Origin of the sequence: Sphingobacterium sp. UBA1498 (genome assembly GCF_002325125.1) — a bacterium.
Lineage (GTDB): Bacteria > Bacteroidota > Bacteroidia > Sphingobacteriales > Sphingobacteriaceae > Sphingobacterium.
In genome coordinates, this window is the sequence record NZ_DCRG01000004.1 from 185,813 (window position 1) to 208,803 (window position 22,991).

The following is a 22,991-nucleotide window of genomic DNA, read 5'->3' on the forward strand; positions in this document are numbered from 1 at the left end:
AAAAGTATTTGATTACAGCTTTTCGATCTCTTCGATAGAAAGACCGGTGCCTTTAGCAATATCAGCAATAGGTAAACCCATTTTCTTAAACTCCAATGCAATGGCAATAGCTTCTTCCCGCTTTCCTTCAATCTTTCCTTTTTGAATTCCTTTTTGAATTCCTTTTTTTTCAGCTTTATCTAATAAATATTCTTGAGTGCCCATAGTATCGCTCCTTCCTATTTTTGTTTCTATTTCTTTTTCAAACTTAGATAAATTGCCTACAAAAAGCAATTTATCGATCTCTCCTCTGCCATCGAGAACTAATCTATTGAGGAAATATACCCAAAACTTCCTCATTATCAAAACTTACGTAGTAAGTTAGGAACCGTAATGAGCTATGCTCATTACAGCATCATTTCCTATTAAAAAAAATTAAATCAATGATAATCATATAACCCTTGTCGCGTATCCTTATCCATCTCCCGGTTTATCATTTCATCATAAAGATCGTGTTTAATCGCTTTCAGGCCTTCATCGCTTATTTTCTTGTTCTTGATAGCCAAAAGAGCAGTAAGAACAATTACAGAAAATGGATTCTTATTTGATCGCAATACCGACTCTTGCTGATCCATGATCTTGTAACTGTTAAAATCATAGCGCAATGACGTGCCCATAAATTCTTGCCTATATACCTCCGGCCGATAGCGTCCATTTTCATCGGCCAGAATAGCTATAGCCGTAATAGGAACTTTATAACGATCCCATATTCTATAAAAATAGCGAAACATGCGCTCGGCCAAATCACCATTTCCTTTGCTGCTCTGTATCTCCACATGGCAGAGCACAAACTGTTCGCTCCCATCATTTAAATAGACTTTGACGAGCTTATCGACATAACGAACTCCCTTACCGTTACTTTCCGGAGGGAATAATTGCTCAAACTCTTTGTCAAGATAATCAAAGGGTCTATTCAAATCAAAAACAGCATCTGCATCCGGAAAAATAAATCGTAGAAAATGCGAAAATGTTTGCTCCAAAATAGATTTCAGTCAATCTGAATTATGGAGGTTACAACATGTATTCAGCAATCATGGGGTTCCTTCGAAGGTCTGAAGGCTCCGGAAGCACAGATATAAACGCTGGGATTATAGGCGTTCAGAACGTTCCTGGTTCCAATTGCTATGCTGCATTTTTTAGAGGGTTGGTCAGGATAGAAGGTGACCTAAATATGAATGGAAATTTATTGGTTAACGGAAAATCCGGAAAAACAGAAAAGGTACAGTTTCTCCAAGGTCAACTGAGCCGTTATTTAAATTTTGAGAACGGGGTCTTTACCGGGGTGTCATCTACCTAATTTTAAAAGAGGTTTAAAAAAAGCTTAAACCTCTTTTAAATCTATATCCATTGATGATTATAAGGATAATATTCCTGAAGAGAAAGTGTATAATATGCGTCGTACTTGGTTTTCTTAAAATGATTGTAGTTCATCAATGCTTCCTTATGAACTATCTCAAATTCTTCCTTTATCGAATCAATTTCTATTAAAAGTATGATAGACAACAAGATTCCACCTATAGTTTGAAGATTTTCTGCGCCGTGCAAAGAGGAGTTCCTCCATGAATAAATTATCTGAGCGCCATGTTGTAGCTTTTCCTTATGTGGATAATCGAATGAAGGTAACAGGTGCTCAAGTATATCTTCTATTTTAAGCTTAATTTCTTGCGAAACAATGTTTTTTAAATAAAAGTATAAAAGATCTTCAATACTTGATATTTTATTTTTATAGGGATCGTTAACTATGTATGGTCTTGGTTTTTTGCCATTGGATCTATTTACTACGAAATCCTGAATTACGTTTCCATTTAGATCAACAAATTTCCCGCATTTCTCTTTTAAGATCCTTTCTAAAAATGGAAATCCTAAATATCCCTGAAGGACAGATCTATTTCTCAAAAAGTTTTCAAGATTTGCTTCAAGTTCATTTGAAGGGCTGCCAAAATTTGGCAATGGAATAAACGATCTCACAAAGGTTTCAAATAGCCTTCTCTTTTCATAGTCTATTTCCTTGCCAACGAAAGATCCTTCTAGCACAGTGGCAGTAACAAGGTTTGCACCCCAGGTCCACATCAATAAATGTTCGTCTTGAACTAAAACATGGGATTTCCCGAAATAGAGTGCTTTGGTGAAAACCACGATAGCATCGGTAAAATCATTCAAATTAAGTTCATGGAATTTAATAGAATAATCGCCAAGCCTTTTTTGTTTTCGTGGTTCTATTATAAAGTCACCAGCATTATTTTGAGTTACCCACGAAGATGTTATTTCTTCAAATGTGTTTTTCAGGTTTTCCATTTTAAAAATTTAGGAATGAATAATTGATTTTATTTTGCTATTTGAAAATTAGATTATTTTCGGTTCAATTTAACAAAAAAAAATGTCACATCTGGTTTTGATATAATTTAATAAATTTGGGTCAAGTCGTTTTTCCGATTTTATTAACAAAATAAATAATCAAGCATATAATAACTCTCAGTTATTATAACTATCTTTAAAATTATTCTTAGATTATAAATTACCGTACTTGCTCATCCAGATCCGGATCCGGAGTGTCCTATCGACGATACCTGGTTCGTGGTTACTATGCACACGATTTATGTCAAACCAAAAAAGGTGGTGGCTAAACAAGGCTGTGAGCAAATTGAGGTATTTATTTCCAATTTAAAACGCGCAGTTCCTAAACATATGAAAAAGAAGCTTGAAAAGAAAAATAGTATTAATAAAAAGAAACGAGAGCAGTTTAAAAAAGAAAATGAATTTGTCCTATTTGTCGCTACAACAACCAATTATTTCTTCCGGCCACGGACAATTTATCAAATGGCTGCGGACTTTTCGAAGGAATATAGTTTCGAAATTACAGCTGAACGGATTAACTCCATTTTAAGAAAGATCGTTGTTGACGGCATTTTAAAGGCGCACAAAGTTCCCTATCGTTACGGATTTGGTTATAAGCATGTATTATTTAGGACTTTCGTATATTATCATCCCCATCTCAATTGGAATGAAAATCCTGACCTAATAGCGGGCTATAATTGGATGCCGACCTATATTTTCTAGCTCTTTTGACTGCGGTTTTTCCGATCAGCGTCAGAGGTATTGCTGTTTGAGCTGTGCAGGGTCACAGCCATTTTTATAACTTAATAACTTAACGATAAATTATTTTTTTCATGAAAAACATAGGGAAGACAATTAGATTACTTCGGATACAGCAAGGCTGGGAACAAATAAAATTTGCCAAAAAATTGAACTTATCTAATCCCGCTGTTCAAAGATCGAAACAGGCGTTACCACGATTACGCTCTCTCGTTTAAACCAAATCGCAAGCGTATTAAATGTGACAACTGCACAGTTATTAGCTCAACATGTATTGCCTCAACATAACAAAGGTAAAGCAGAAGAACAAGATGAGTGTGCTGAAATTTCAAAAAAAATACGACAACGTGAAGAAGAAATCAAGCAAATTCAGACGAAGATTATACAACTCTATGAGGAACTATACAAAAAAGATACTGTTTAAATACCAGCTGCACTAAACGCTGTTATAGCTGCAATTTGTCGCATTAAAGCCATTCCTTTTCGGAAATGGCTATTTGTCCAGCGTTTCAAAAACAGAGTTCTGAGAGCGGTATTCCGGCACGATATCTTTCACCAGCTGCACCAATTTCATTTTATCGGTGTTCGGATCGGCGGTTTTTGCCAGCGCACACAATTGCTCTACTCTCGCCTTTTGCACATCCAAATCGGGTGTATTCACCTTTGCGATCATGATCTTTTCGTGATAGGTCTTCTCGGTGTTTTCGCCATTCGCCAGCAGCTCCTCAAAAATTTTCTCTCCCGGGCGCAGACCGACGAACTTAATATCAATATCTTCAGGGTAGTTGTAGCCCTTTAAACGAATCATCTGTTTGGCGAGATCTATGATCTTGACCGGCTCACCCATATCAAAAACAAATATTTCCCCACCTTTACCCATTACTGCAGCTTCCTGCACCAATTGACAGGCTTCAGGTATGGTCATAAAATAACGGGTAATATTTGGATCGGTAATGGTGAGTGGCCCTCCTTTGAGCATCTGCTTTTCAAATAGCGGGATGACCGAACCATTAGAACCCAATACATTGCCAAAGCGCGTCACGATAAAGTTCGTTTTGGAGTTGCTATTGACGGTGGATATCGCAATTTCAGCGACACGTTTTGTTGCTCCCATCACATTTGTCGGATTCACGGCTTTATCCGTAGACACCATCACAAATTTAGATACCCCATACTTGTCCGCCAATTGTGCCACATTATAAGACCCCCATACATTCGTTAAAATTGATTCGTAAGGATTGGCCTCCATCAGCGGAACATGCTTATATGCTGCAGCATGAAAGACGTAAGTCGGTCCGTAAACCTGGAACAAAGTTTCCATAAATAGCGCATCCCTGACATTACCTACCATAAACAGGCACCGATCAAAATTTGCCGACGCGCTCAGCTCCTGCTGAATATCATACAGCGCAGATTCTGCCTGGTCCACCACGATCAGCTGTTTGAGATCCGTATGTGCAAGCTGGCGCACCAGTTCACCACCAATTGAACCCGCACCGCCCGTTACCAATACAATTTGATCCTTCATCTCTGCCGCAATGGACGGGTTGTTCAGATCAATGGCTTTTCGCCCCAGTAGATCTTCGATGCGCAAGCTTCGGATCTGGCGGGTTGCCACCTCGCCTGCCAACAGACGTGCCGTATCCGGAATAATTTTGACAATTAAGGGAATCGGTTCCGCCAGCCTAAAAACGTTACTCAAGCGTTCGGGCGACCGATTGTCGATAGCAACAATCAGTTCAGCAGCATTCCCATGCCGATTGACGAACTCTTTATCCAATTTATTGATATCGTGGATTCTAAACCCTTGAATACGGTTGCCGATACGATGCGGATTATCGTCCATAATGGCCACAATACGGTATTTGGTGCGTGATGTTGTATGGATAAAGTGAAAGGTGGTATTGCCCATATTTCCGGCGCCAAAAAGGATCACGGGAATACGATTATCTTTACCTCCCCACATCAGCTCATGGTACAATGCCCGGTAAAGCACGCGGCTAAACGTCATTCCAAATCCCGCTATCAGTGCATGAAAAAGCAGCTGGGTATCAGAAAAAGGAAAGGCTTCATGCAAGAAAGAAGGCTGCGTCCATTCCAGTAGCTTACATACAAGGACAGAAGAAAAATAGCCCAGTCCAATCGCAAATACCATCCGTTGTAATTCGCGGAGACCGGTTTTATGTATAACCCCCTTAAATGTTCCGAGCGCAAGAAAGCATATCAGATAAATGGTAGAGACCAAAATGAGTTGTATGCGCAACGCATCGGGCTCAACGCCGCCCCTGTGTTTGAAGATAAGTACATAGCTGGCAAGAAAGGATACAACTACTATGATCATATCTATTAAAAGAATGACCCAACGTGGCTTGTTAACGGACAAGCCCTCCCTCCATAAATTACTCATTTAAAATCTATTAAAATTCCCTTCCGAGGTTTAAGTTTGCGTAAATGTACCAATTAAATGGCATATAAATCGTAAAAGTTCTCCTACATACTAGGAGAACTCTACTTTCTGTTGTAATGAAATAAGGCTATCTAAAAATCCAAATAAATACTTTCATCGACCACTTTTTTCTCCGGCCATAAGCGTTGCGGATAATCACCACGCTCGATTAATTGATGGATACTTTGTTGCACCTGATCCTTATCTTCCTTATACGTGACACCAAACCACTTTGCGTCGGTTGGAAGCACAGAGAAGTTCGCAACACCTTGCTTCACCATATAATCTGGCAAATCAGGAATAAAGAATTCCGCTTTGGGGTTCTCATGATTTTGCTCCACAAAGTCAGGAAATAAGGCACGTGCAACCTCAAATATTTTGGGCGTAAATCCCCAAAAATTCATCGAAACCCGTGTATTTTCGGGTAATACAGTTTCTTTCTCTTCTTGTGCGTAGACAATAGCCTCATCTTTTCGATAAATGTTCGTTCTCTCCGTAACGCTTTGTAAATGATTCGTAGCATTTACTTCACAGACACCACGAGACACATACCCGAAGTCTGAGAGGGTGTTTCCAACCTCAAATCCAACTAATGCCATCTCTGTATCATTGGCTTGATGCTGCAAAAAAGTAGCCATTTTCTGAAAGGCATCATAGCCGTAAAAATCATCAGCGTTGATCACACAGAACGGTCTATCCACTTCTTGCTCGGCACTCATTACAGCATGACCAGTTCCCCAAGGTTTTTGCCGTTCTATAATGCGATTTACACCAAATTTTTTCAAGTCAAAATCCTGATAAGCGTATGCAACTTCGATGGAATCCGGCAGTTTATCCCCGACATTACTTTTCATTACATCCAAAAATTCCTCCCGAATCACAAAAACGACTTTTCCAAATCCAGCCTTTATCGCATCATAAATTGAATAATCGATAATTTTTTCACCAAAGGGACCGAAGCACTCTACTTGTTTTGCAGAACCATAGCGGCTGGCCATTCCTGCAGCCAAGATGACTAGAATGGGTTTTTGCGAATACATTTCATTTCTTAACATGACTATTTGATCTTATCTGTTTGTTTGTTGTTTTCAATATGCCTTAAAAAATACTTTCCTCCTTACGATGAAGGACTAATTTCATATTTTGCGTTCGAGAATTTATAGGAAAATAGAAGCATAAAATAACAAAACATATGCCATTATTTATCCTTTCCCATGAATAAACCATGAAGAATTGATTAAAAAGAACCCTATAGGACCCTAAAATAGTGATGCCTCATCTTTTCTAAAGAGAGGCACCGCTAGTAGCTTATCGTATTTATTATAATTTCTCTTCTTTTGTCTCTACTTCAGACTTATTTCCCTCAAGCTCTTCTGCCTTTACGCCTTTCGGATTGCTCCACAGTCTTTTCTTATAGGCATCCAGCTTTTCCTCCACTTTTTTACCGTCGAGTTGTTGGCTTCCATTTTCCGTATCTTTCAGATTTTGCAACATTCCAGGCGAAGATTCCCTAACGATTGTACTTGCAAATTTGTTCTGCACAAAGAAATCGTCCATGGTCATATCATACAGCCCCTTATCCGGATCAGAAATATCGACCTGTATCAAGCTATAACGCAATTGCGGAAAATACAACCAGAATGCCGGCGTTGCCCCCACAGATTCTGCTAGTTCTGCTGAAGTGGTGATATTCATTAAGGGTGCCACGCCAATGATGCGTGTCTCTAATCTACTACGCTGTTTGTCGAAAAAGATATCCTCTTTAACACGAAATTTAGTCACCCGTGCAGGATCAAATTCATTCAGTGCCATTTTCGAATCAATCTGATTACCCTCGCCATCAAAGATTGGAACCAGTACGCTATCTGCAAATCGAGCCATGCCCTCTTGCGCACTTAATCGCCCTTTAAACGAATCATCATCCGGACTATAGAGTGATAGTTTTCCCTTTTCAATGGCTTTCATGATCACTTCAATCAATGAATTGCCTGGCACTGCCAATAGATTATTTTTTTCATCCTTGAGATCAATATCGCGCCACACACGTTTGTAAAAGCGAATATTCTTTTTATTCACCTCGGGATAAGCAAAAGGTACAGCATCTTCCATACTATTGGCCTGATAAAAGCCATCCGTTAGTGGGATAGTATCCTGAATCACCTCTCCTGAAGTTATAGGCGTTGAGGCACCCGTTTGCAACATCCGCTGCTGTGCAGGTACAGTATCTATTGTGGTTTCTTGTTGTGCAAACAATGACCCAACTCCAAAAGCCATCGCCGCTATCAATATTATTTCTTTTTTCATCGTTATCGATTTTTATAGTAAGCCACAGCGAATTAATATTTACGCGTTTTACTTTGTACGGTTGGCATTTCAAATGCCGACATGACACAACGGAAACCTATATAAGAATGTGGTTCATAATCTACGGAGTAGTTTCTGGTTTCACTATTTAACTGCTCCCCGTTATCTTTCCAAGATCCGCCGCGCACCACTTTACGTTTCAACGCATCGCCATCCTTTTCATCAGCATCGTAGAGTAGCGCTGGGTTTAAGTCATTCACAAAAACAACTGCTGAGGGGCTATAAGCATCTAGCGTCCATTCAGACACATTACCAGCCATATTATAGACACCAAAAGCATTCGGCATATACGATTTCACTGGAAGCGTAAAAGTTGCACCATCCCGGGAATATGTTCCTTCACCCTGTTTAAAATTGACAGCCAATTTCTTTTTACCTTCTGTTCCATCAATGGTCATGCGCGATCCCGCAATCGTATCCTGTGGATCCAATTTACCCGATGCCGCATATTGCCATTGCGCCTCTGTCGGCAGGCTTAAGCTAAGCTGATACCCATTGAGATAGGAATTTTTCAATACCGTAGCGGCCATTTCATTTGCACGCCAGTCGGTAAATGCACGCGCCTGCCTCCAAGTAACCCCCACTACCGGATAATAATCAAAAGAAGGGTGAGTGAAGTAATTGGCATCTAAGGACGCAAGTTGCGCATTCGGAAAATCTTTAGTCCAAATATCTTCTACTGGCATTACGGCCACAGTATCCGTTACATATTTCTTTTTTACATTCCCTTTCGATTGAAGGTAAGAGAAACGATATCTGATCATCTCAGGATTGAGTGCCCGTCTATTCCCTTGCATTTCAAGCATAGGGGCGATACGCTCCTGGATAGCAGGATCGTTACTTTTCCAAATGGGTGATATCTTCTTTACTTTCGCCCAATTGATCCGCTTTTGTCCCAGCTGTTCGCCTGCAATATCCAAAAAATATTGGTCATCTTTTAGATAATCGGTTACAGCAACCGAGTCTGCCACCCAGTTAACAAATTCACGGTATTGTTTATTCGTTACTTCCGCTTCATCTATAAAAAAGGCGCTCACACTTACATTTTTACCCACGTTGCCGCTATCCAACGATCCTTTGAACAAAATGGTTCCTGACGGAATGTAAACCATTCCAGGAGGGGGTGGTAATTTTCCGCCTTTAAAAGCATTTACTTTTGGCGCTTTATACATCGCTGTATTCGATTTGCACGCTGTAAAACCTATTAATATAGCAAAAGAAAAAAGCGCGAGGAAACGATTCCCGTTATAACTTTTTAGTATGTTCATTATTATTTTATTTAGATTTAAACTGGCCTATTTACGATTGAAAAATGCATATTTCACCCCTACAGAAACAAATCCATATTGATCATTATTTTTATTTATTATGCCGTCCAGGTTATCGTTAAATGTCAATGTATGCTGGTAATTCACATTAATTGCCCATTGCGGTCCGTATAATGTACGTCCGAAAGGAATATCGACCCCAACATTTAATGGGACCACAAAATGAATTTCACCTGCATCTTTGCTGATCTCTCCTCCTACCGACTCCAGATAATTGGCATAAAGCGTTGAAATATTTCTTGAGATTCGGTTTTTAACCAATCCAGCTCCCGCGCCTACATACACGTTTGAAAGGATACGAGACAGTGTGTTTGCCTGCAAGGTGTAATAGCTATAATTTTTTGCACCTTCCAAAAATTGACCCACGCGGATTTTTCCGTTGATGTTACCTGCAAAATAGCGATTTTTGAAATCGCTCTCGTAACCATTCCCTGCTAAAGTTCCTTTCTCGCCATGCAGCCCGACTGAAATAAATGGCGTGATCAAATAGTCCAATTCCCCATAAAAAGCGAATTTAGATTCTACATTACCTAAATCTGTCAAATTGATTGTTCCACCAGCACCTGCTCCAATGCTTACTGGCTTGGAGAATTGTGCAGAAACAGAACTGGATATAAGGCAACACACAGCAATAAAACTAAATAATAGAAGTTTTTTCATTTGGTTGAATGTATTAAGATATTAATAAGAACGGCCTAGCCTTTATAATAGTATCAAATAAAAAATCCCAAGCCGATTTCTACGACTTGGGATTGAACAACAATAAGGCCAAAATTAGTTTATATAGACCATTATTTTATATTTAAGCGATCTTTCAAACCTTGCCAAACTTTTGCAAAGCCCGTTTTTTTAGACCCTTTGTCGCCATAACCATAGCCATAACCGTAACCGTAACCATAACCACGCGCAAAGTCGACATCATTTACGACAGATGCAAGATTTTTCAATTTGCCATCTACATATAGTTCGCGTGGCACTTGAAGTAGGCGTTTGTCTAGATAATCTACTCGGGATACATACAACGTTAAGTCAGCATTATGGGCAATTAATAAGGTATCTGTTACCAAACTCACTGGCGCTGTATCCACCAATACATAATCATACTGCTCACGCGCATACCTGATCACATCATCAAAGTGTCCATTCATTAATAATTCTGCCGGATTTGGTGCGATATAGCCAGAATAAATCACGTCAAAATCATAGTTTCCGGGCTTTTTAATAATAATATTATCAACATCCATCTCCGGATTGATCAAAAACTGTGTAATCCCCACATTAGTATGCTGTAGGTGTGACAGGCCCAAATAATCCAATACTTTTGGGCTTCGAATATCGGCACCGATCAAAACCACTTTTTTACCAGACATGGATAGAATTTGAGCAAGGTTAGTTGTCACAAATGATTTTCCTTCTCCAGAGATCGTAGATGTTACGAAAACAACTTTAGACGCATCTTTATTTTCAGCCCCGAACATAAAGCTCATGTTGGTGCGTAAAATCCGAAATGCTTCTGCCAGCGACGAACGGTCATTTAGATGCACAATTGTATCTTCGGCCGTAGGGATTTCCCCCAAAACTGGAATTTTAACAATATCTTCAATGTCTTTACGCGAGTGAATTTTGTTGTCGAGCAAAAATTTCAGATAGAGAATTATGAATGGAATTAAAAAACCTAATACTAATGCACCGACAAGAATAAATGATTTTTTAGGTGCTACAGGTACACCATTTTCATATGCGGCATCGATTACTTTTAAATTATCTGGAGTGGCAGCGGCCCTAACTTCACTTTCTTCCCTTTTTTGTAATAAAAGCAAATATAATGATTCTACTATTTGCTGTTGTCTTGAAATCTTTTTGAAACCTTGCTCCTGATTAGGAATAGAGCTAATCCGGCCTTTTATTTCATTAGCTTTTTGTTGAATACTATTCAGGGCCAATTTGGTTACTCGCTGGTAATTTTGGAGTGATTTCCGAATATTGCTACTACTTTCTGCTATATTTTCATTTAAAGCTATAACAGTAGGGTTCTGATCAGACGCAGACTTCAATAAATCGTCACGCTCCAAGACCAACTTGTTATAAGCCTCAATAGATCCTGCAATGGAAGCATCTTGCAAACCGATGTTTGAAGGAAGCAATTTTCCCACTTCTTGGCCTTTCAGGTAATCATTCATGTGATCTACCAACTGTAACTGCGTACGATACTCTAACACCTTCTTATCGTTATCAGAAGCCGTGTTTAAAAAGACACCTGCCTCTGTCGCCATATCTACCATCGAATTCGCTGATTTAAACTCAGCAGCTTGTTCGTCGGCACCAGAAAGATCTTTGGAGATCAGCATTAAACGCTTATTGATAAAGTCGGATGTTGCTCTGGTCATCCGCATTTTATCGTTAGTCAAATCTGCATTATAAACGTCGATCAGCGTATTTATAATTAATTCTGCCTTTTTCCTGGTGGTTGATACCATGGAAAAATTGACTATATAAGATTGCATTTCTTTACTTGGTGCAATAGCGATAGCACTTAAGTTTTCATCAATAGCCCAATCCGTAGGTACGATCTTAATTACATACTCGTTTTCTGGAGAGATTGACTTTCCTCCATTTTTTCTAAAAATAAGAGTGCTTTTCCCAACTTTGATGGCTTTGTCAAAACCAGCCGCTGACTTCTTTCCAGAGATAAGATCAGTAATACTAAGATTTTCTTTCAACGTTACTTGGATATTGACTTTTGCACTGTCAGCATTTCCTGCAAGTTCAACAGTAAATGGCATGTCACGCTCCAACACTTCAGATGTTCGAATATTACCTTTTACGGCATAAATTATATTCAAATGGTGTTGATCAACCACTTTGCGCATTAATCTTCTTGAAGAAAGAACCTCAATCTGATCTGTGACAAAAGCCGCTCTCGTTCCTCCAAGACCTAGACTACTAGAAAGCTCTGCTATTCCAGCAAGCTCACCTGCAGAAGCACTTTTTTCGTCTTTCAATAGAACTTTGGCAGTTGTGCTATAACTCTTTTGAGCATAACGCAAATAAACTACAGCCAAGCCAATCATAACAACTATTGAAATGATAAACCATTTCCAATAGTACATATATTGTTCGAAGAGCTGTCTTAAATTAATATCTTCTTCTTGATTTTCTTTTGAAGGTATAGTTTTATGTTCCATGAATTTGATTAACGAGTCAATACTGAAATTACAGTAATTAGTAGTCCAGCAATAGAAATAATCACATTTGTATTACTGCCTAGCTTAGAATTATTGATTTGTGCTTTATTTGGTTCAACGTATATTACATCATTTTGAGCCAAATAATAATAGGGTGAACTTAAAGTCTTCTGTTGAGTAAGATCTAACCTATGCATAGTCTTTTGTCCATCAACTTCACGGATCAGCAAAACATTCTCTCTCACTCCGCGAATAGTTAAATCGCCAGCCATGCCTAATGCTTCTAAAACAGTGACTCTTTCAGTAGGCATTACAAATGAACCCGGCCTTGCAACTTCCCCTAAAACTGAAACTCTAAAATTATTGAAGTTTATATTTACCCCAGGGTCCTTAATATACTGCCCCAAGTCATTACGTAACTTTTCAATAGCTTCAGTCCGTGTCATACCAGCTAGGTGAACTTCTCCAAGAATGGGAAATGAAATGTTTCCATTTTCATTTACAGTATATGTTGGACGAAGAGCTAAGTCAGTCTGTTGTGTCAGATTCGTTGACATCATTGTACTTAAAGGATTAAATGGGGCAGTCACCTTTGGATCAGCTGCTGTGACTACTATCGTCAAGATGTCATTGGGTTGAATCTTTGGGACGTATTGCTCATACACGGTATTAATTTGACTCGAGTCTGGTTGAAAATACACCATACTCCTGCGTGATCCACAGGAATTCAACATCATTAGCATAAATACACAAAATGCTAATGTAAAACCATACTTAAAAAATAATCGCATGTTCTATTTTAAATTACAAAATTGATTTTTCACCCAGGACAAAAATATACATTTTCCTTTAAACAACGGAAAATAGCCAATTTTAAATAGCTATCTAACGAATGGCATCACGACATCAATATTTATGCCTAAATTCATATTTTCATACTTTTTATTTTTTACTTTTCTAAATTTAGAGGTTAATCATTTATTGCAAATGTTATACTAAATACATGAATTTGTTTTTAAATATACGAAAGGTTTTGCAAAACTATATTAGCTCAACATAAATTCAGTATTATACAAGCATTCATTTTACAATTATCTTTATATTTGAGACTAAACTTTACTTACACCGATGGATAAACAGCTTAGAGAGATTCTGTTTCAGCTTTTACGTATTGGATTATGGCAAAAAGGAACCTTGTCTCTTAAAAAACCATTGACAAAGGAAGATTGGTCACAAATTTTATTCTATGCTAGTAAACATACCATAGAGGGAATTATTTTTGACAGTTTCAATTATTTAAATGAGGATCAGCTTCCGCCCCAAAGTTTACTATTAAAATGGACCGTTCGAATTGATCAAATCGAGCGGGAAAATGAGCGAATGAATAGTGTTTTATCTTCCCAATATAAGGAGTTTACCGCGAAAGATATCCATCCCCTATTGATGAAAGGCCAAGGCGTGGCCTATTTTTACAACAATCCAAAGCATCGGATCTGCGGAGACATCGACTGGTATTTTGAAAATAACACCTACGACAAAGCCCGTAAATTCTTAAAAGAGAAAGAAATCACTATAAATGACAAATCTGGATTCAGCTTGGATTATTTCCTAAATCATGTATCAATCGAACATCACAAAGACCTTTTTGATATTTCAAGCCCACTTAAGAGTAGGTACTTGAAAAATTTACAGGTTTCATTTCGTGACAAACAACAGATTATTTTTATAAATGAAACTCCTATTAAGATTCTCGCTCCGGAGCTCCAATTATTTCAAATTAATGCTCACATATTAAAACATTTACTTTTTTATGGCGTGGGGTTACGACAACTTTGTGATTCTGCACGCCTCTATGCGCAAACGATATCTGCTATAGACACTGATGCTTTGAAAACAATCTATAAACGATCCGGCATATTGAATTGGATACATTTGCTTCATATCCTCTTGGTAAAATATTTAGGCCTACCCCAATCATCACTGCCATTTCCATTACTTGAAGGAAAAGAGGCTGACTGGATGTTGGAAGAAATATGGCATGGCGGGAATTTTGGCTATTATGATGATCGCCATAGTAATGGAAAAGTAATTTCTGCTATATCGAGTCATCCTAATGGACTAAAGAGATTATGGAATAACCTTTTTCGCTACCTCCCCTATGCACCTCAGGAGGCATTGTTTATGCAAACTACGTATCTTTATTCCAAATGGTTTGGAATTGACAAGGATTAATAGTTCAATAAAATAAAGAAAGAGTTTTTGATCATGGTCCAAAAACTCCTTCCTCAATTAAAAACGATCTTTATTTAGAAAACACCTTTAAGATTGCTGTCTGTATGCGTTGCTTTTCCTCATCTGTCAAATTAGAACCCGACGGCAAGCATAGGCCGTTTTCAAAAAGTTTCTCAGCAACTTGTCCGCCATAATAAGGAGCATTTTCAAAAATAGGCTGAAGATGCATCGGTTTCCATAAAGGACGGGATTCTATATTATCTTCCAATAAGGCTAGGCGAAGATCTTCACGTGTTACACCGGTTTTATCAGGATCAATTAATATTGCCGATAACCAATGATTAGAATAAAATTTATCATCTGGCTCAGATAATACTTCCACTCCATCTATATTAGTAAACAAATTCAAATAGAATGCTGTCATTGCACGTCTCGCAGACACACGATCTTTCAACACTTCCATTTGCCCTCTTCCAATTCCAGCACAGATATTCGACATTCTATAATTATATCCAATATGTGAATGCTGATAATGTGGTGCGTTATCACGTGCTTGTGTAGAAAGAAATACCGCTTTATCTTTGTCCTCTTTTGTATGGCAAACTAACGCTCCACCCCCAGAAGTTGTAATGATTTTATTCCCATTAAAGCTTAAAATACCAAAACGTCCAAACGTACCACAAGAGCGATTGTCATATGATGATCCCAATGCTTCCGCTGCATCTTCGATGACAGGAATATCAAATTCCCTTGCTATTTCAATAATTTCATCCATTTTGGCAGGCATACCATATAGATGAACTACTATTATTGCTTTCGGTTTGTTTCCTAATTTAATTCGATCTTCTATCGCCTCACGCAGAGCGATTGGGCACATGTTCCAGGTATCTTCTTCAGAATCAATAAATACAGGAGTCGCCCCTTGATAGGCAATTGGATTGGCCGAAGCAGAAAAAGTCATCGACTGGCAAATGACTTCATCGCCATACCCTACCCCACACTCTATCAAAGCCAAATGTAAGGCTGCAGTTCCAGCAGAAAGTGCGGCCACTTTAACATCTTCATTTAAGAATCGTTCAAGATCTTCTTCAAATCCATTCACATTAGGTCCAAGAGGAGCAACCCAATTTTCATCAAATGCCTCGTGAATGTATTTTAATTCATTCCCCCCCATATGAGGAGAAGATAACCATATTTTATCTGACATGATATATAAAATTAATTCTTGCTATTTTTAATAATTCTGCCGGGATTCCCTACAACGGTACAACCGTCAGGAATATCTCTTATGATGACAGCTCCGGCGCCGACAGTACACCAAGAGCCTATCTTAACGCCTTGAATGACACATGCTCCTATACCAATATGTGTACCTTCTCCCACTGAAACATTCCCAGCTAAAGCGACATTGGGCGATAGATGAACATAACTTTCAATGATACAGTCGTGGTCAACAGACACATTCGTATTGATAATGCAATGTTTTCCAATTAAAGCATCCACATTAATAGTTGCACCCGCCATAATTACGGTCCCGTTTCCGATAGTCGTTCTTGGCGAAATATTCGCATTTCTATGGAAAGCTATACCATATAACTGATCTGGGTTTTCGTTAACAATTTTCTTTCGAATGTGGTTATTCCCTATGGCAATAATCAACTCCACTTCTTTCGATGGAATACTATCTACCACGTTATAATTTAATACAAGTGACTTATTCGGGTCTGAATCGATAAAACCATCGACCCCAAGTCCTTTGCTCTCCAAAATCTCAGCAATTACTTTGCCATGTCCACTTGCGCCAAATAAATACATAAAACTTAATTCTTTCCATTGAAGGGTTCTATCGTCACGTGTCCCTCGGCAGATATTCCTTCACTTTTAAATACCTTTTTGAAGGTTAAAAAGAAAACTTTTAAATCTGTTTTGAAGCTAACATGATCAACATACCATATATCTAATTCAAATTTTCTACTCCATGAAATTGCATTTCGTCCATTAATCTGGGCCCAACCCGTGATCCCCGGCCGAACTTCATGACGTCTCCGCTGTACTGCATTATATAGCGGTAGGTACTGTATCAATAATGGCCTTGGTCCGATTATCGCCATATCTCCTTTAAGTACATTGATAAGTTGAGGAATTTCGTCCAGCGAAGTTTTTCGAACGAATGCGCCAATCGGAGTTAGACGGTCAGCGTCCGGCAAAAGATTTCCATCGGCATCCTTTTTGTCATTCATTGTCTTAAACTTGATGATCTTAAAGATCTTTTCATTTAAGCCTGGTCTAGATTGGAAAAAGAAAGGTTTTCCATCGTTAGCAAAATACAAACCTATAGTTACAATGATAAAAACAGGACTCAAAATCAAGAGCGCTAGAAATGCTACAATAAAGTCAATCAATCTTTTTAAAAATAGCTTATACATATCTCATATTTTTTTTATGATTAATTGGTAGGACCGGTTGACTAGGTATTCATCTCTTAGCAATTTTTCAGCGTTAGATCCCATTTCTTTCAAATCAGCTTTTAATAAATTGCTAATTTTGACCTGCATATCGATTTGATCACCAGCCAATACTTTGTATCCACAATTAGCCTTCTCTACAATATCGCCGATATCTGTATTTGGATCTGTAGCCACTAATACCGGCATTTTCATTTCAAGATATGATAATAATCTCGATGGAAAATTGGGAATTAAAAAATTTCTATCTAAAAAAATCAATCCGATATTACATGCAGCAAGTAATTTATCATAATCTTCTTTTGGCAATCTTTGCAGCAATTTCGCATGGTTTGGTTGACGATTATCAAACCAAGCTTTCATCGTTGGAAATTCGGTACCGTCTCCCACAATTAAAAAGAACACTTCTTCATTTTTTGTAGCCTCTATTGTTTCCAACAAGAAACCCAACCCTTGTGGCTTGCCCAAATTACCCCCATATACGAATACCTTTTTATCTATTGGTATTCCATATTTTTCTCTTATGTTCACCTTTTGTTCATCTGTATAATCCACAGTGACAGGCTCGATCGTATTTGGATTAACCTCGACTTTTTCATAAGATATTTCGGGGTTATGCTGCAATAAGAAGTTAACATTTGCTGGAGACATACATCCGATCGTATCAGATATCTGATATAATCTCTTTTCTTTCTTTAGAAACTGGCGATGTATAATACCTCCTTTTTTTAACATTCCCATATCCACTGCGTTTTGCGGAAATATGTCTTTTAACAAAAGGTAAGATTTAGCATGGTCTCGATTTTTAATGTATTCAATGACTTTTGCAAAAGTAATAGGAGGAGTAGAATAGAAAACCAAATCAAATTTTCTATCGGAAAGATATTTCTTAATTGCAGAAAGGTACTGGTATTCTATGGCAAGCGTACCAATACCTTTTTCAATTATATTTGTTTTTTGAATATTCAACGTCTTAACCTGCAGAATTTCTACTCCGTCCTTTTTTTTGAAATTAGTCGCAATATTCCGTCTTCTTTCCACAGGAGTTACTATGGTAACACTGTGCCCCTCATCACGGAATTTCCGTAACAGATCTTGATAAATCCCACGTTCTTCTATGGAGTTAATTTCTACTAGCGTTAAAAAGACAATATTCATTTTATTAGATTTCTTCTGACCAAACCGTTCTTTTAATATAATCCGTATAGGAAATGATGATTCTTACCACCTTTTCAGAAACATTAGGCATTGAATAATCGGCGACCTGACGGAAATTTCGCTGGCCATCCACGTCTTGTCTTAGTACTTGAACTAAGCCTTGCAATACACGCTCTGGAGACAATCCGACCATCATAACCGAAGCTTCTTCCATAGCCTCTGGCCTTTCATGAGCCTGACGAATATTTAGCGCTCTGAAATTTAAGATTGATGATTCTTCAGAGATTGTACCGGAGTCTGAAAGAACAGCAAAAGATCGCATTTGCAATGCATTATAATCATGAAAACCCAACGGTTTTAAAAATTGTATTTCAGGCCGCATCTGAATCCCCATTTTGTCAATCATGTTACGTGTACGCGGATGAGTTGACACAATTACAGGGTAACCATATTGCTCTGCGATTGTATTCAGTGATTCCATCAATCCCTTAAAATTCTTTTCGTTATTTATATTTTCTTCACGATGCGAAGAAACAACAAAAAACTTACGATCTTCTAAACCCAATTTAGTCAATACGTCAGAAGCAGTGATTTGGGGCAAATAATGGTTAAGTACTTCGAACATAGGAGAACCAGTTTTTATGATCCGGTCTGCCGGCAGACCTTCACGCAACAAATATTCTCTTGCAATATCAGAATAGGTCAAGTTAATGTCTGCTGTATGATCTACTATTTTGCGATTAGTTTCTTCGGGCACACGCTGATCGAAACAACGATTTCCCGCTTCCATATGGAAAATAGGGATGTGACGTTTTTTAGCAGGAATTGCACATAGACAAGAATTTGTATCCCCTAATACCAAAAATGCATCTGGTTTAAGCTCCTCTAATAGCGGATCTATCTTTATTAGGATATTACCGACAGTTTCAGTAGCCGTCTTCCCTGCCGCATCTAAAAAATAGTCTGGTTTGCGTAATCCGAGATCCTCAAAGAAGATTTGATTTAATTCGTAATCATAATTTTGTCCCGTATGTACAATAATGTGGTCTACAGCATCTGAAGCGTCTAACGCTGACAGCACTCTTGACAATCGGATAATCTCTGGTCGTGTCCCCACAACCGTCATTACTTTTAATTTTTTCATATACTAATTGAGCTAAAAAGCTTTTATTTTTCTACACTTCTAAAAAATAGGTATCTGGATCTGCTGGATCGTAAGGTTCATTAATCCAGAACATTGTTATCAATTCTTCCTCACCCACATTCGTTATATTATGCGTATACCAAATGGGCATATCAACATAAGAAGGCTCAGTTCCATCCAGGTAGAAATCCATTACCTCATCACTGTCCATTTTACGTAACTGAATGCGTGCCTTTCCTTGTATTACAGCAAAACGCTCTATTTTGCGCGTATGGAAATGGTTACCTCTTGTAATCCCGGGTACTGTTGTGGAGTAAGAAGATTGACCACCTATACCCATCCGAATAATTTCGACAAATGTACCTCTTGGATCTGTATGTAACTGAAATTTGCGCGGATAAACCGCACGATGATCCATGAAAGATCTATATGTGTTGAATAAGTTTAGTTCAAAGCGATCCTTCAATGTGGGAATTTCACCTCTTTCTAGATATAAATTTCTATAACTTTCCAGAAGTTCTAATACCTCAGAAACCTTCTTTGACGAAGTTGGCTCGACAATACATAAAGGACTATGCATTCCTTTACGAATCTCTTCAATAATAAAATCGACCAACTCTTGGACATAGATCAAACCTACCTGACCGTCAGTGGCGATGCTAGGTGTTTCTCCGTGCGTAAGCTGATGGCAGAAAGTTGCTATAAACGAATTATAAAAAGGTTTACCGAAAGATCCAAACACATTTGGAATCAACAACCCGGTCAATTTACCACCGTTTTTTTCTGCCCAAGATCTTAATGCCTCGCGTCCCTCTCGTTTAGAACGTCCATAAAGATTATCACGTTCTTCTTGTGTAGAAGATGAAATCAAAACATGCGCCTTAGATCCTGTCCTTTCCAATGCTCCCACCAGTTTGTTTACCAAAGCAACATTGGTTTCATAGATTACCTGTTCGCTTTCGTGTCTATTCATTGCTGCTAAATGAACAATCACATCACATTGCGCTACAAATTTGTCCAGCTCAGCATCGCTTTCAAAGAATTTTTTATCAAATTCTATTCGCTCAAATTCTGTATCAAGCAATCCAATTGTATTATATAGATGGCGGCCTACAAATCCATTTTGGCCAGTTATCCCGATTTTCATATTTAAAACAAGTTACTTTCTATTTATAAAATATTCTAGAGGATATGTATAGTCGTCATTTTTAGCATTTTCAATGCCATAATCAGCAAAAACCAATAACTCCGATTCTGGTTCCAAAGCTTGAAATGCAGTTCCATAACCTGATGACAAGTGCAATACCCTATTTTCTGTATTGTCAAGTATGATTTTTTCCACAGGAAGATCGGTAGAGGCTTGATCCCAGTCATCTATTTGAACCACGTCAACTGAGAATTTTCCAGACAACACATAAAACCAGCGTTGTTCTATCCGGTGAGCCCTCCATCCCCTTACAAGGTCAAGATCCGTATTTTTAATAATATAAAAACGCTTTACTTGGGACATGTCAAAGTCATTGACAAATCGAATCTGACCACGGTGATCCTTAGCTATCCCCCCTTGAATAAAATCTAACATAATTAAAAACTACTTAGTATGGATATTGCATGACGTCTTCACCGAACACTTCTTTACGAATCAAAGGAAGTTTTGAGACAAGTTTCTTCAGTCCCTCAACACCCTGTTGTTCAGTATTATGAGAATGGTAATCTTCAATTTTCGAAACGTCCTCTTCGCCTTCCGAAAAATATTTCGCATAATTTAGGTCTCGGTTATCTGCTGGAACGCGGTAGAAATCTCCCATATCTTCCGCTTTCAACATTTCTTCACGGGTACAAAGCGTTTCATAAAGCTTCTCTCCATGGCGGGTACCGATAATTTTAATTGGAACCTCCTTACCTGTCAACTCAATTAAAGCTTTTGCCAAATCCCCAATAGAACCAGCAGGCGCTTTGTTAACGAATAAATCACCTGGGTTAGCATGCTCAAAAGCGAACAATACTAGATCGACTGCATCTTCAAGAGACATAAAGAAACGAGACATATTAGGATCTGTAATGGTAATAGGCTCGCCCTTTTGAATCTGATTTAAGAATAAAGGTATTACAGAACCTCTAGATGCCATTACATTCCCATAGCGTGTTAAACACACTACAGTATCTGTTAAATTACGAGCTTCTGCAACAGCGACTTTTTCCATCATAGCTTTGGAGATACCCATCGCGTTGATAGGATAAGCAGCTTTATCTGTACTCAAACAGATTACTTTTTTCACACCGTTAGAAGCAGCAGCCCGGATAACATTTTGAGTACCTTCCACATTTGTTTTCACAGCCTGCATTGGAAAAAACTCACAGGATGGAACTTGCTTCAATGCAGCCGCATGAAAGATGTAGTCTACGCCTCTAGTAGCGGGCTCAACCGAAGTAAAATCTCGTACATCGCCGATGTAATATTTGATTTTATCATTTCTATAAAGGTTGCGCATGTCATCCTGTTTCTTCTCATCGCGAGAAAAGATACGAATCTCTTTAAAATGGTCCGTTTTCAAAAAACGATTTAAAACAGCTGTTCCGAAGGATCCAGTACCACCTGTTATCAACAAAACTTTATCTTTAATTTCCATTACTATTTATTGTATATTAGATTTAATACTATACTTATTTAAAAACTTTTTCGTTGTGACAAGCCAAGATTGATTTCTATTCCAATTAATTTTCTTTCTATCACTACTATTGAAAGGTGGCATCCAAATTACAGCTCCGTCACATAATTTATATATATTCTCTAGCTGAAAATTCCAAAAATCATCTTCGATATATTGTTCATCTGCACTTGTTCCCTTAGCATAATATTGAGGCCAAAGAAAAGCATAGATTTTAATCTTAGGATTTAGCTTTCTTATCATCTGAACTTGCAATTTTGTGGCTTGTAACCATGAGTCTTTATCTTTAAACCTTGTATAACAACTTGGAAATGCAATTTCATTCTTTCTGGCAATAGCACTCATTTGGTTGTTTATTTTATTCCAAGTACTCCACCAGTCCTCGCCTTTCTTATTCAACCAGCTTCTACCCAAAAAATCCTTCTTCAGTGGTCCCACTTTATCGTAGATATACAAATCCGCAAAAGGTAAAACACCATAAAATCCGAAATCTGTTGACGGATATTTTTGTTTAAATATATTAGTGACATTTAAAAACTTGGGAATATTTGTATCTAAATCTTTCTCATAAAGTGTCCATCTTTCAATATCAACACATATTGGAAATTTGCTATCAATATAACGTTGAGATCTCCTAAATTTAGTGTTATCGAATAGTCGCATATTAGGATTATTAGGAGAAGACCTATTGATCACAAGTAAAGAATCTTCATAAATCATATTTATTTTACTAAATCCATATTTATAAAGGTTTTCTTTCTCTTTAATCATTATAGCGTCGAAGACCAAAAAGTCTCTTTTAGTCTGTCCGTAAATAACTTGAGTAAAATAGAAGAACAAAATTAACAATAGTTTTTTTTTCATTTTA

Annotated in this window: 23 protein-coding genes; 4 read left to right on the plus strand and 19 right to left on the minus strand. The window is 37.9% G+C overall.

Features of this window, described 5'->3' with window-relative positions; all coding sequences use genetic code 11:
• Positions 1–12 precede the first annotated feature (12 nt).
• Together B3139_RS03670 and B3139_RS03675 are read right to left on the minus strand one after the other, a co-directional pair.
• Positions 13–339, minus strand: a complete 327-nt coding sequence (locus B3139_RS03670; RefSeq protein WP_293879876.1) for a hypothetical protein — start codon at positions 337–339, stop codon at positions 13–15.
• A gap of 80 nt (positions 340–419) precedes the next feature.
• Positions 420–1,019, minus strand: coding sequence for a hypothetical protein (locus B3139_RS03675; protein WP_293879878.1), 600 nt, complete (start codon positions 1,017–1,019; stop codon positions 420–422).
• A gap of 38 nt (positions 1,020–1,057) precedes the next feature.
• Here B3139_RS03675 and B3139_RS03680 point away from each other — a divergent pair, with 38 nt between their 5' ends.
• On the plus strand, positions 1,058–1,336 hold the full coding sequence (locus B3139_RS03680; protein WP_293879880.1) for a hypothetical protein: 279 nt from the start codon (positions 1,058–1,060) through the stop codon (positions 1,334–1,336).
• A gap of 41 nt (positions 1,337–1,377) precedes the next feature.
• Here the strand turns inward: B3139_RS03680 and B3139_RS03685 are convergent, their stop codons facing one another.
• Positions 1,378–2,334, minus strand: coding sequence for a hypothetical protein (locus B3139_RS03685; RefSeq protein ID WP_293879882.1), 957 nt, complete (start codon positions 2,332–2,334; stop codon positions 1,378–1,380).
• 390 nt (positions 2,335–2,724) lie between these two features.
• Between B3139_RS03685 and B3139_RS03690 the strand changes: the two genes are divergently transcribed.
• Entirely contained in the window at positions 2,725–3,096 is a 372-nt protein-coding gene (locus tag B3139_RS03690; protein WP_293879884.1) for a hypothetical protein, read from the plus strand.
• Positions 3,097–3,373: 277 nt separating this feature from the next.
• Complete coding sequence (locus tag B3139_RS03695; RefSeq protein WP_293879886.1) at positions 3,374–3,556, plus strand: hypothetical protein; 183 nt, start codon at positions 3,374–3,376, stop codon at positions 3,554–3,556.
• Positions 3,557–3,625: 69 nt separating this feature from the next.
• Here the strand turns inward: B3139_RS03695 and B3139_RS03700 are convergent, their stop codons facing one another.
• The 7 genes from B3139_RS03700 to B3139_RS03730 all read right to left on the minus strand — a co-directional run bounded on the left by B3139_RS03700 (position 3,626) and on the right by B3139_RS03730 (position 13,246).
• Positions 3,626–5,539, minus strand: a complete 1,914-nt coding sequence (locus tag B3139_RS03700; RefSeq protein WP_293879888.1) for a polysaccharide biosynthesis protein — start codon at positions 5,537–5,539, stop codon at positions 3,626–3,628.
• A 131-nt stretch (positions 5,540–5,670) separates the two neighbouring features.
• Complete coding sequence (locus tag B3139_RS03705; protein ID WP_293879890.1) at positions 5,671–6,633, minus strand: nucleotidyltransferase family protein; 963 nt, start codon at positions 6,631–6,633, stop codon at positions 5,671–5,673.
• A gap of 265 nt (positions 6,634–6,898) precedes the next feature.
• On the minus strand, positions 6,899–7,882 hold the full coding sequence (gene gldN, locus B3139_RS03710) for a gliding motility protein GldN (protein WP_293879892.1): 984 nt from the start codon (positions 7,880–7,882) through the stop codon (positions 6,899–6,901).
• Between the two features lie 32 nt (positions 7,883–7,914).
• Entirely contained in the window at positions 7,915–9,210 is a 1,296-nt protein-coding gene (locus tag B3139_RS03715; RefSeq protein WP_293879894.1) for an SUMF1/EgtB/PvdO family nonheme iron enzyme, read from the minus strand.
• A 27-nt stretch (positions 9,211–9,237) separates the two neighbouring features.
• Positions 9,238–9,930, minus strand: a complete 693-nt coding sequence (locus tag B3139_RS03720) for an outer membrane beta-barrel protein (protein WP_293879896.1) — start codon at positions 9,928–9,930, stop codon at positions 9,238–9,240.
• A gap of 131 nt (positions 9,931–10,061) precedes the next feature.
• Positions 10,062–12,455, minus strand: coding sequence for a GumC family protein (locus tag B3139_RS03725; RefSeq protein WP_293879898.1), 2,394 nt, complete (start codon positions 12,453–12,455; stop codon positions 10,062–10,064).
• An 8-nt stretch (positions 12,456–12,463) separates the two neighbouring features.
• The gene (locus B3139_RS03730; protein WP_310078965.1) at positions 12,464–13,246 is read right to left on the minus strand and encodes a polysaccharide biosynthesis/export family protein; all 783 of its coding nucleotides are present in this window, start codon (positions 13,244–13,246) and stop codon (positions 12,464–12,466) included.
• Between the two features lie 337 nt (positions 13,247–13,583).
• On the opposite strand from B3139_RS03730, the gene B3139_RS03735 reads away from it, so the two are divergent.
• Complete coding sequence (locus tag B3139_RS03735) at positions 13,584–14,687, plus strand: nucleotidyltransferase family protein (protein ID WP_293879900.1); 1,104 nt, start codon at positions 13,584–13,586, stop codon at positions 14,685–14,687.
• A 70-nt stretch (positions 14,688–14,757) separates the two neighbouring features.
• Here the strand turns inward: B3139_RS03735 and B3139_RS03740 are convergent, their stop codons facing one another.
• Genes B3139_RS03740 through B3139_RS03780 form a run of 9 tightly spaced genes read right to left on the minus strand, consistent with a single transcriptional unit; the run spans position 14,758 to position 22,987 of the window.
• Positions 14,758–15,894 (minus strand): DegT/DnrJ/EryC1/StrS family aminotransferase, encoded by a 1,137-nt coding sequence (locus B3139_RS03740; RefSeq protein WP_293879902.1) that lies wholly within the window; start codon positions 15,892–15,894, stop codon positions 14,758–14,760.
• Between the two features lie 11 nt (positions 15,895–15,905).
• Positions 15,906–16,502, minus strand: coding sequence for an acetyltransferase (locus tag B3139_RS03745; protein WP_293879904.1), 597 nt, complete (start codon positions 16,500–16,502; stop codon positions 15,906–15,908).
• 5 nt (positions 16,503–16,507) lie between these two features.
• Positions 16,508–17,113: a sugar transferase gene (locus B3139_RS03750; protein WP_293879906.1), complete on the minus strand. Its 606-nt coding sequence runs from the start codon at positions 17,111–17,113 to the stop codon at positions 16,508–16,510.
• Positions 17,114–17,116: 3 nt separating this feature from the next.
• On the minus strand, positions 17,117–18,310 hold the full coding sequence (locus tag B3139_RS03755; RefSeq protein WP_293879908.1) for a glycosyltransferase family 4 protein: 1,194 nt from the start codon (positions 18,308–18,310) through the stop codon (positions 17,117–17,119).
• Between the two features lie 4 nt (positions 18,311–18,314).
• The gene (wecB, locus tag B3139_RS03760) at positions 18,315–19,454 is read right to left on the minus strand and encodes a non-hydrolyzing UDP-N-acetylglucosamine 2-epimerase (RefSeq protein ID WP_293879910.1); all 1,140 of its coding nucleotides are present in this window, start codon (positions 19,452–19,454) and stop codon (positions 18,315–18,317) included.
• Between the two features lie 31 nt (positions 19,455–19,485).
• Positions 19,486–20,601, minus strand: a complete 1,116-nt coding sequence (locus tag B3139_RS03765) for an NAD-dependent epimerase/dehydratase family protein (protein ID WP_293879912.1) — start codon at positions 20,599–20,601, stop codon at positions 19,486–19,488.
• A gap of 12 nt (positions 20,602–20,613) precedes the next feature.
• Positions 20,614–21,036, minus strand: a complete 423-nt coding sequence (locus B3139_RS03770; protein WP_293879914.1) for a WxcM-like domain-containing protein — start codon at positions 21,034–21,036, stop codon at positions 20,614–20,616.
• 13 nt (positions 21,037–21,049) lie between these two features.
• Positions 21,050–22,084: a polysaccharide biosynthesis protein gene (locus B3139_RS03775; RefSeq protein WP_293879916.1), complete on the minus strand. Its 1,035-nt coding sequence runs from the start codon at positions 22,082–22,084 to the stop codon at positions 21,050–21,052.
• Positions 22,085–22,090: 6 nt separating this feature from the next.
• Complete coding sequence (locus B3139_RS03780) at positions 22,091–22,987, minus strand: hypothetical protein (RefSeq protein WP_293879918.1); 897 nt, start codon at positions 22,985–22,987, stop codon at positions 22,091–22,093.
• Positions 22,988–22,991 lie beyond the last annotated feature (4 nt).

What these genes read in the sequence shown, in the direction of transcription:
- B3139_RS03670 (WP_293879876.1), bottom strand. Translation starts at nt 339, where the DNA reads ATGAGGAAGTTTTGGGTATATTTCCTCAATAGATTAGTTCTCGATGGC.
- B3139_RS03680 (WP_293879880.1), top strand. Translation starts at nt 1,058, where the DNA reads ATGTATTCAGCAATCATGGGGTTCCTTCGAAGGTCTGAAGGCTCCGGA.
- B3139_RS03685 (WP_293879882.1), bottom strand. Translation starts at nt 2,334, where the DNA reads ATGGAAAACCTGAAAAACACATTTGAAGAAATAACATCTTCGTGGGTA.
- B3139_RS03690 (WP_293879884.1), top strand. Translation starts at nt 2,725, where the DNA reads ATGAAAAAGAAGCTTGAAAAGAAAAATAGTATTAATAAAAAGAAACGA.
- B3139_RS03700 (WP_293879888.1), bottom strand. Translation starts at nt 5,539, where the DNA reads ATGAGTAATTTATGGAGGGAGGGCTTGTCCGTTAACAAGCCACGTTGG.
- B3139_RS03705 (WP_293879890.1), bottom strand. Translation starts at nt 6,633, where the DNA reads ATGTTAAGAAATGAAATGTATTCGCAAAAACCCATTCTAGTCATCTTG.
- gldN (WP_293879892.1), bottom strand. Translation starts at nt 7,882, where the DNA reads ATGAAAAAAGAAATAATATTGATAGCGGCGATGGCTTTTGGAGTTGGG.
- B3139_RS03715 (WP_293879894.1), bottom strand. Translation starts at nt 9,210, where the DNA reads ATGAACATACTAAAAAGTTATAACGGGAATCGTTTCCTCGCGCTTTTT.
- B3139_RS03720 (WP_293879896.1), bottom strand. Translation starts at nt 9,930, where the DNA reads ATGAAAAAACTTCTATTATTTAGTTTTATTGCTGTGTGTTGCCTTATA.
- B3139_RS03725 (WP_293879898.1), bottom strand. Translation starts at nt 12,455, where the DNA reads ATGGAACATAAAACTATACCTTCAAAAGAAAATCAAGAAGAAGATATT.
- B3139_RS03730 (WP_310078965.1), bottom strand. Translation starts at nt 13,246, where the DNA reads ATGCGATTATTTTTTAAGTATGGTTTTACATTAGCATTTTGTGTATTT.
- B3139_RS03735 (WP_293879900.1), top strand. Translation starts at nt 13,584, where the DNA reads ATGGATAAACAGCTTAGAGAGATTCTGTTTCAGCTTTTACGTATTGGA.
- B3139_RS03740 (WP_293879902.1), bottom strand. Translation starts at nt 15,894, where the DNA reads ATGTCAGATAAAATATGGTTATCTTCTCCTCATATGGGGGGGAATGAA.
- B3139_RS03745 (WP_293879904.1), bottom strand. Translation starts at nt 16,502, where the DNA reads ATGTATTTATTTGGCGCAAGTGGACATGGCAAAGTAATTGCTGAGATT.
- B3139_RS03750 (WP_293879906.1), bottom strand. Translation starts at nt 17,113, where the DNA reads ATGTATAAGCTATTTTTAAAAAGATTGATTGACTTTATTGTAGCATTT.
- B3139_RS03755 (WP_293879908.1), bottom strand. Translation starts at nt 18,310, where the DNA reads ATGAATATTGTCTTTTTAACGCTAGTAGAAATTAACTCCATAGAAGAA.
- wecB (WP_293879910.1), bottom strand. Translation starts at nt 19,454, where the DNA reads ATGAAAAAATTAAAAGTAATGACGGTTGTGGGGACACGACCAGAGATT.
- B3139_RS03765 (WP_293879912.1), bottom strand. Translation starts at nt 20,601, where the DNA reads ATGAAAATCGGGATAACTGGCCAAAATGGATTTGTAGGCCGCCATCTA.
- B3139_RS03770 (WP_293879914.1), bottom strand. Translation starts at nt 21,036, where the DNA reads ATGTTAGATTTTATTCAAGGGGGGATAGCTAAGGATCACCGTGGTCAG.
- B3139_RS03775 (WP_293879916.1), bottom strand. Translation starts at nt 22,084, where the DNA reads ATGGAAATTAAAGATAAAGTTTTGTTGATAACAGGTGGTACTGGATCC.
- B3139_RS03780 (WP_293879918.1), bottom strand. Translation starts at nt 22,987, where the DNA reads ATGAAAAAAAAACTATTGTTAATTTTGTTCTTCTATTTTACTCAAGTT.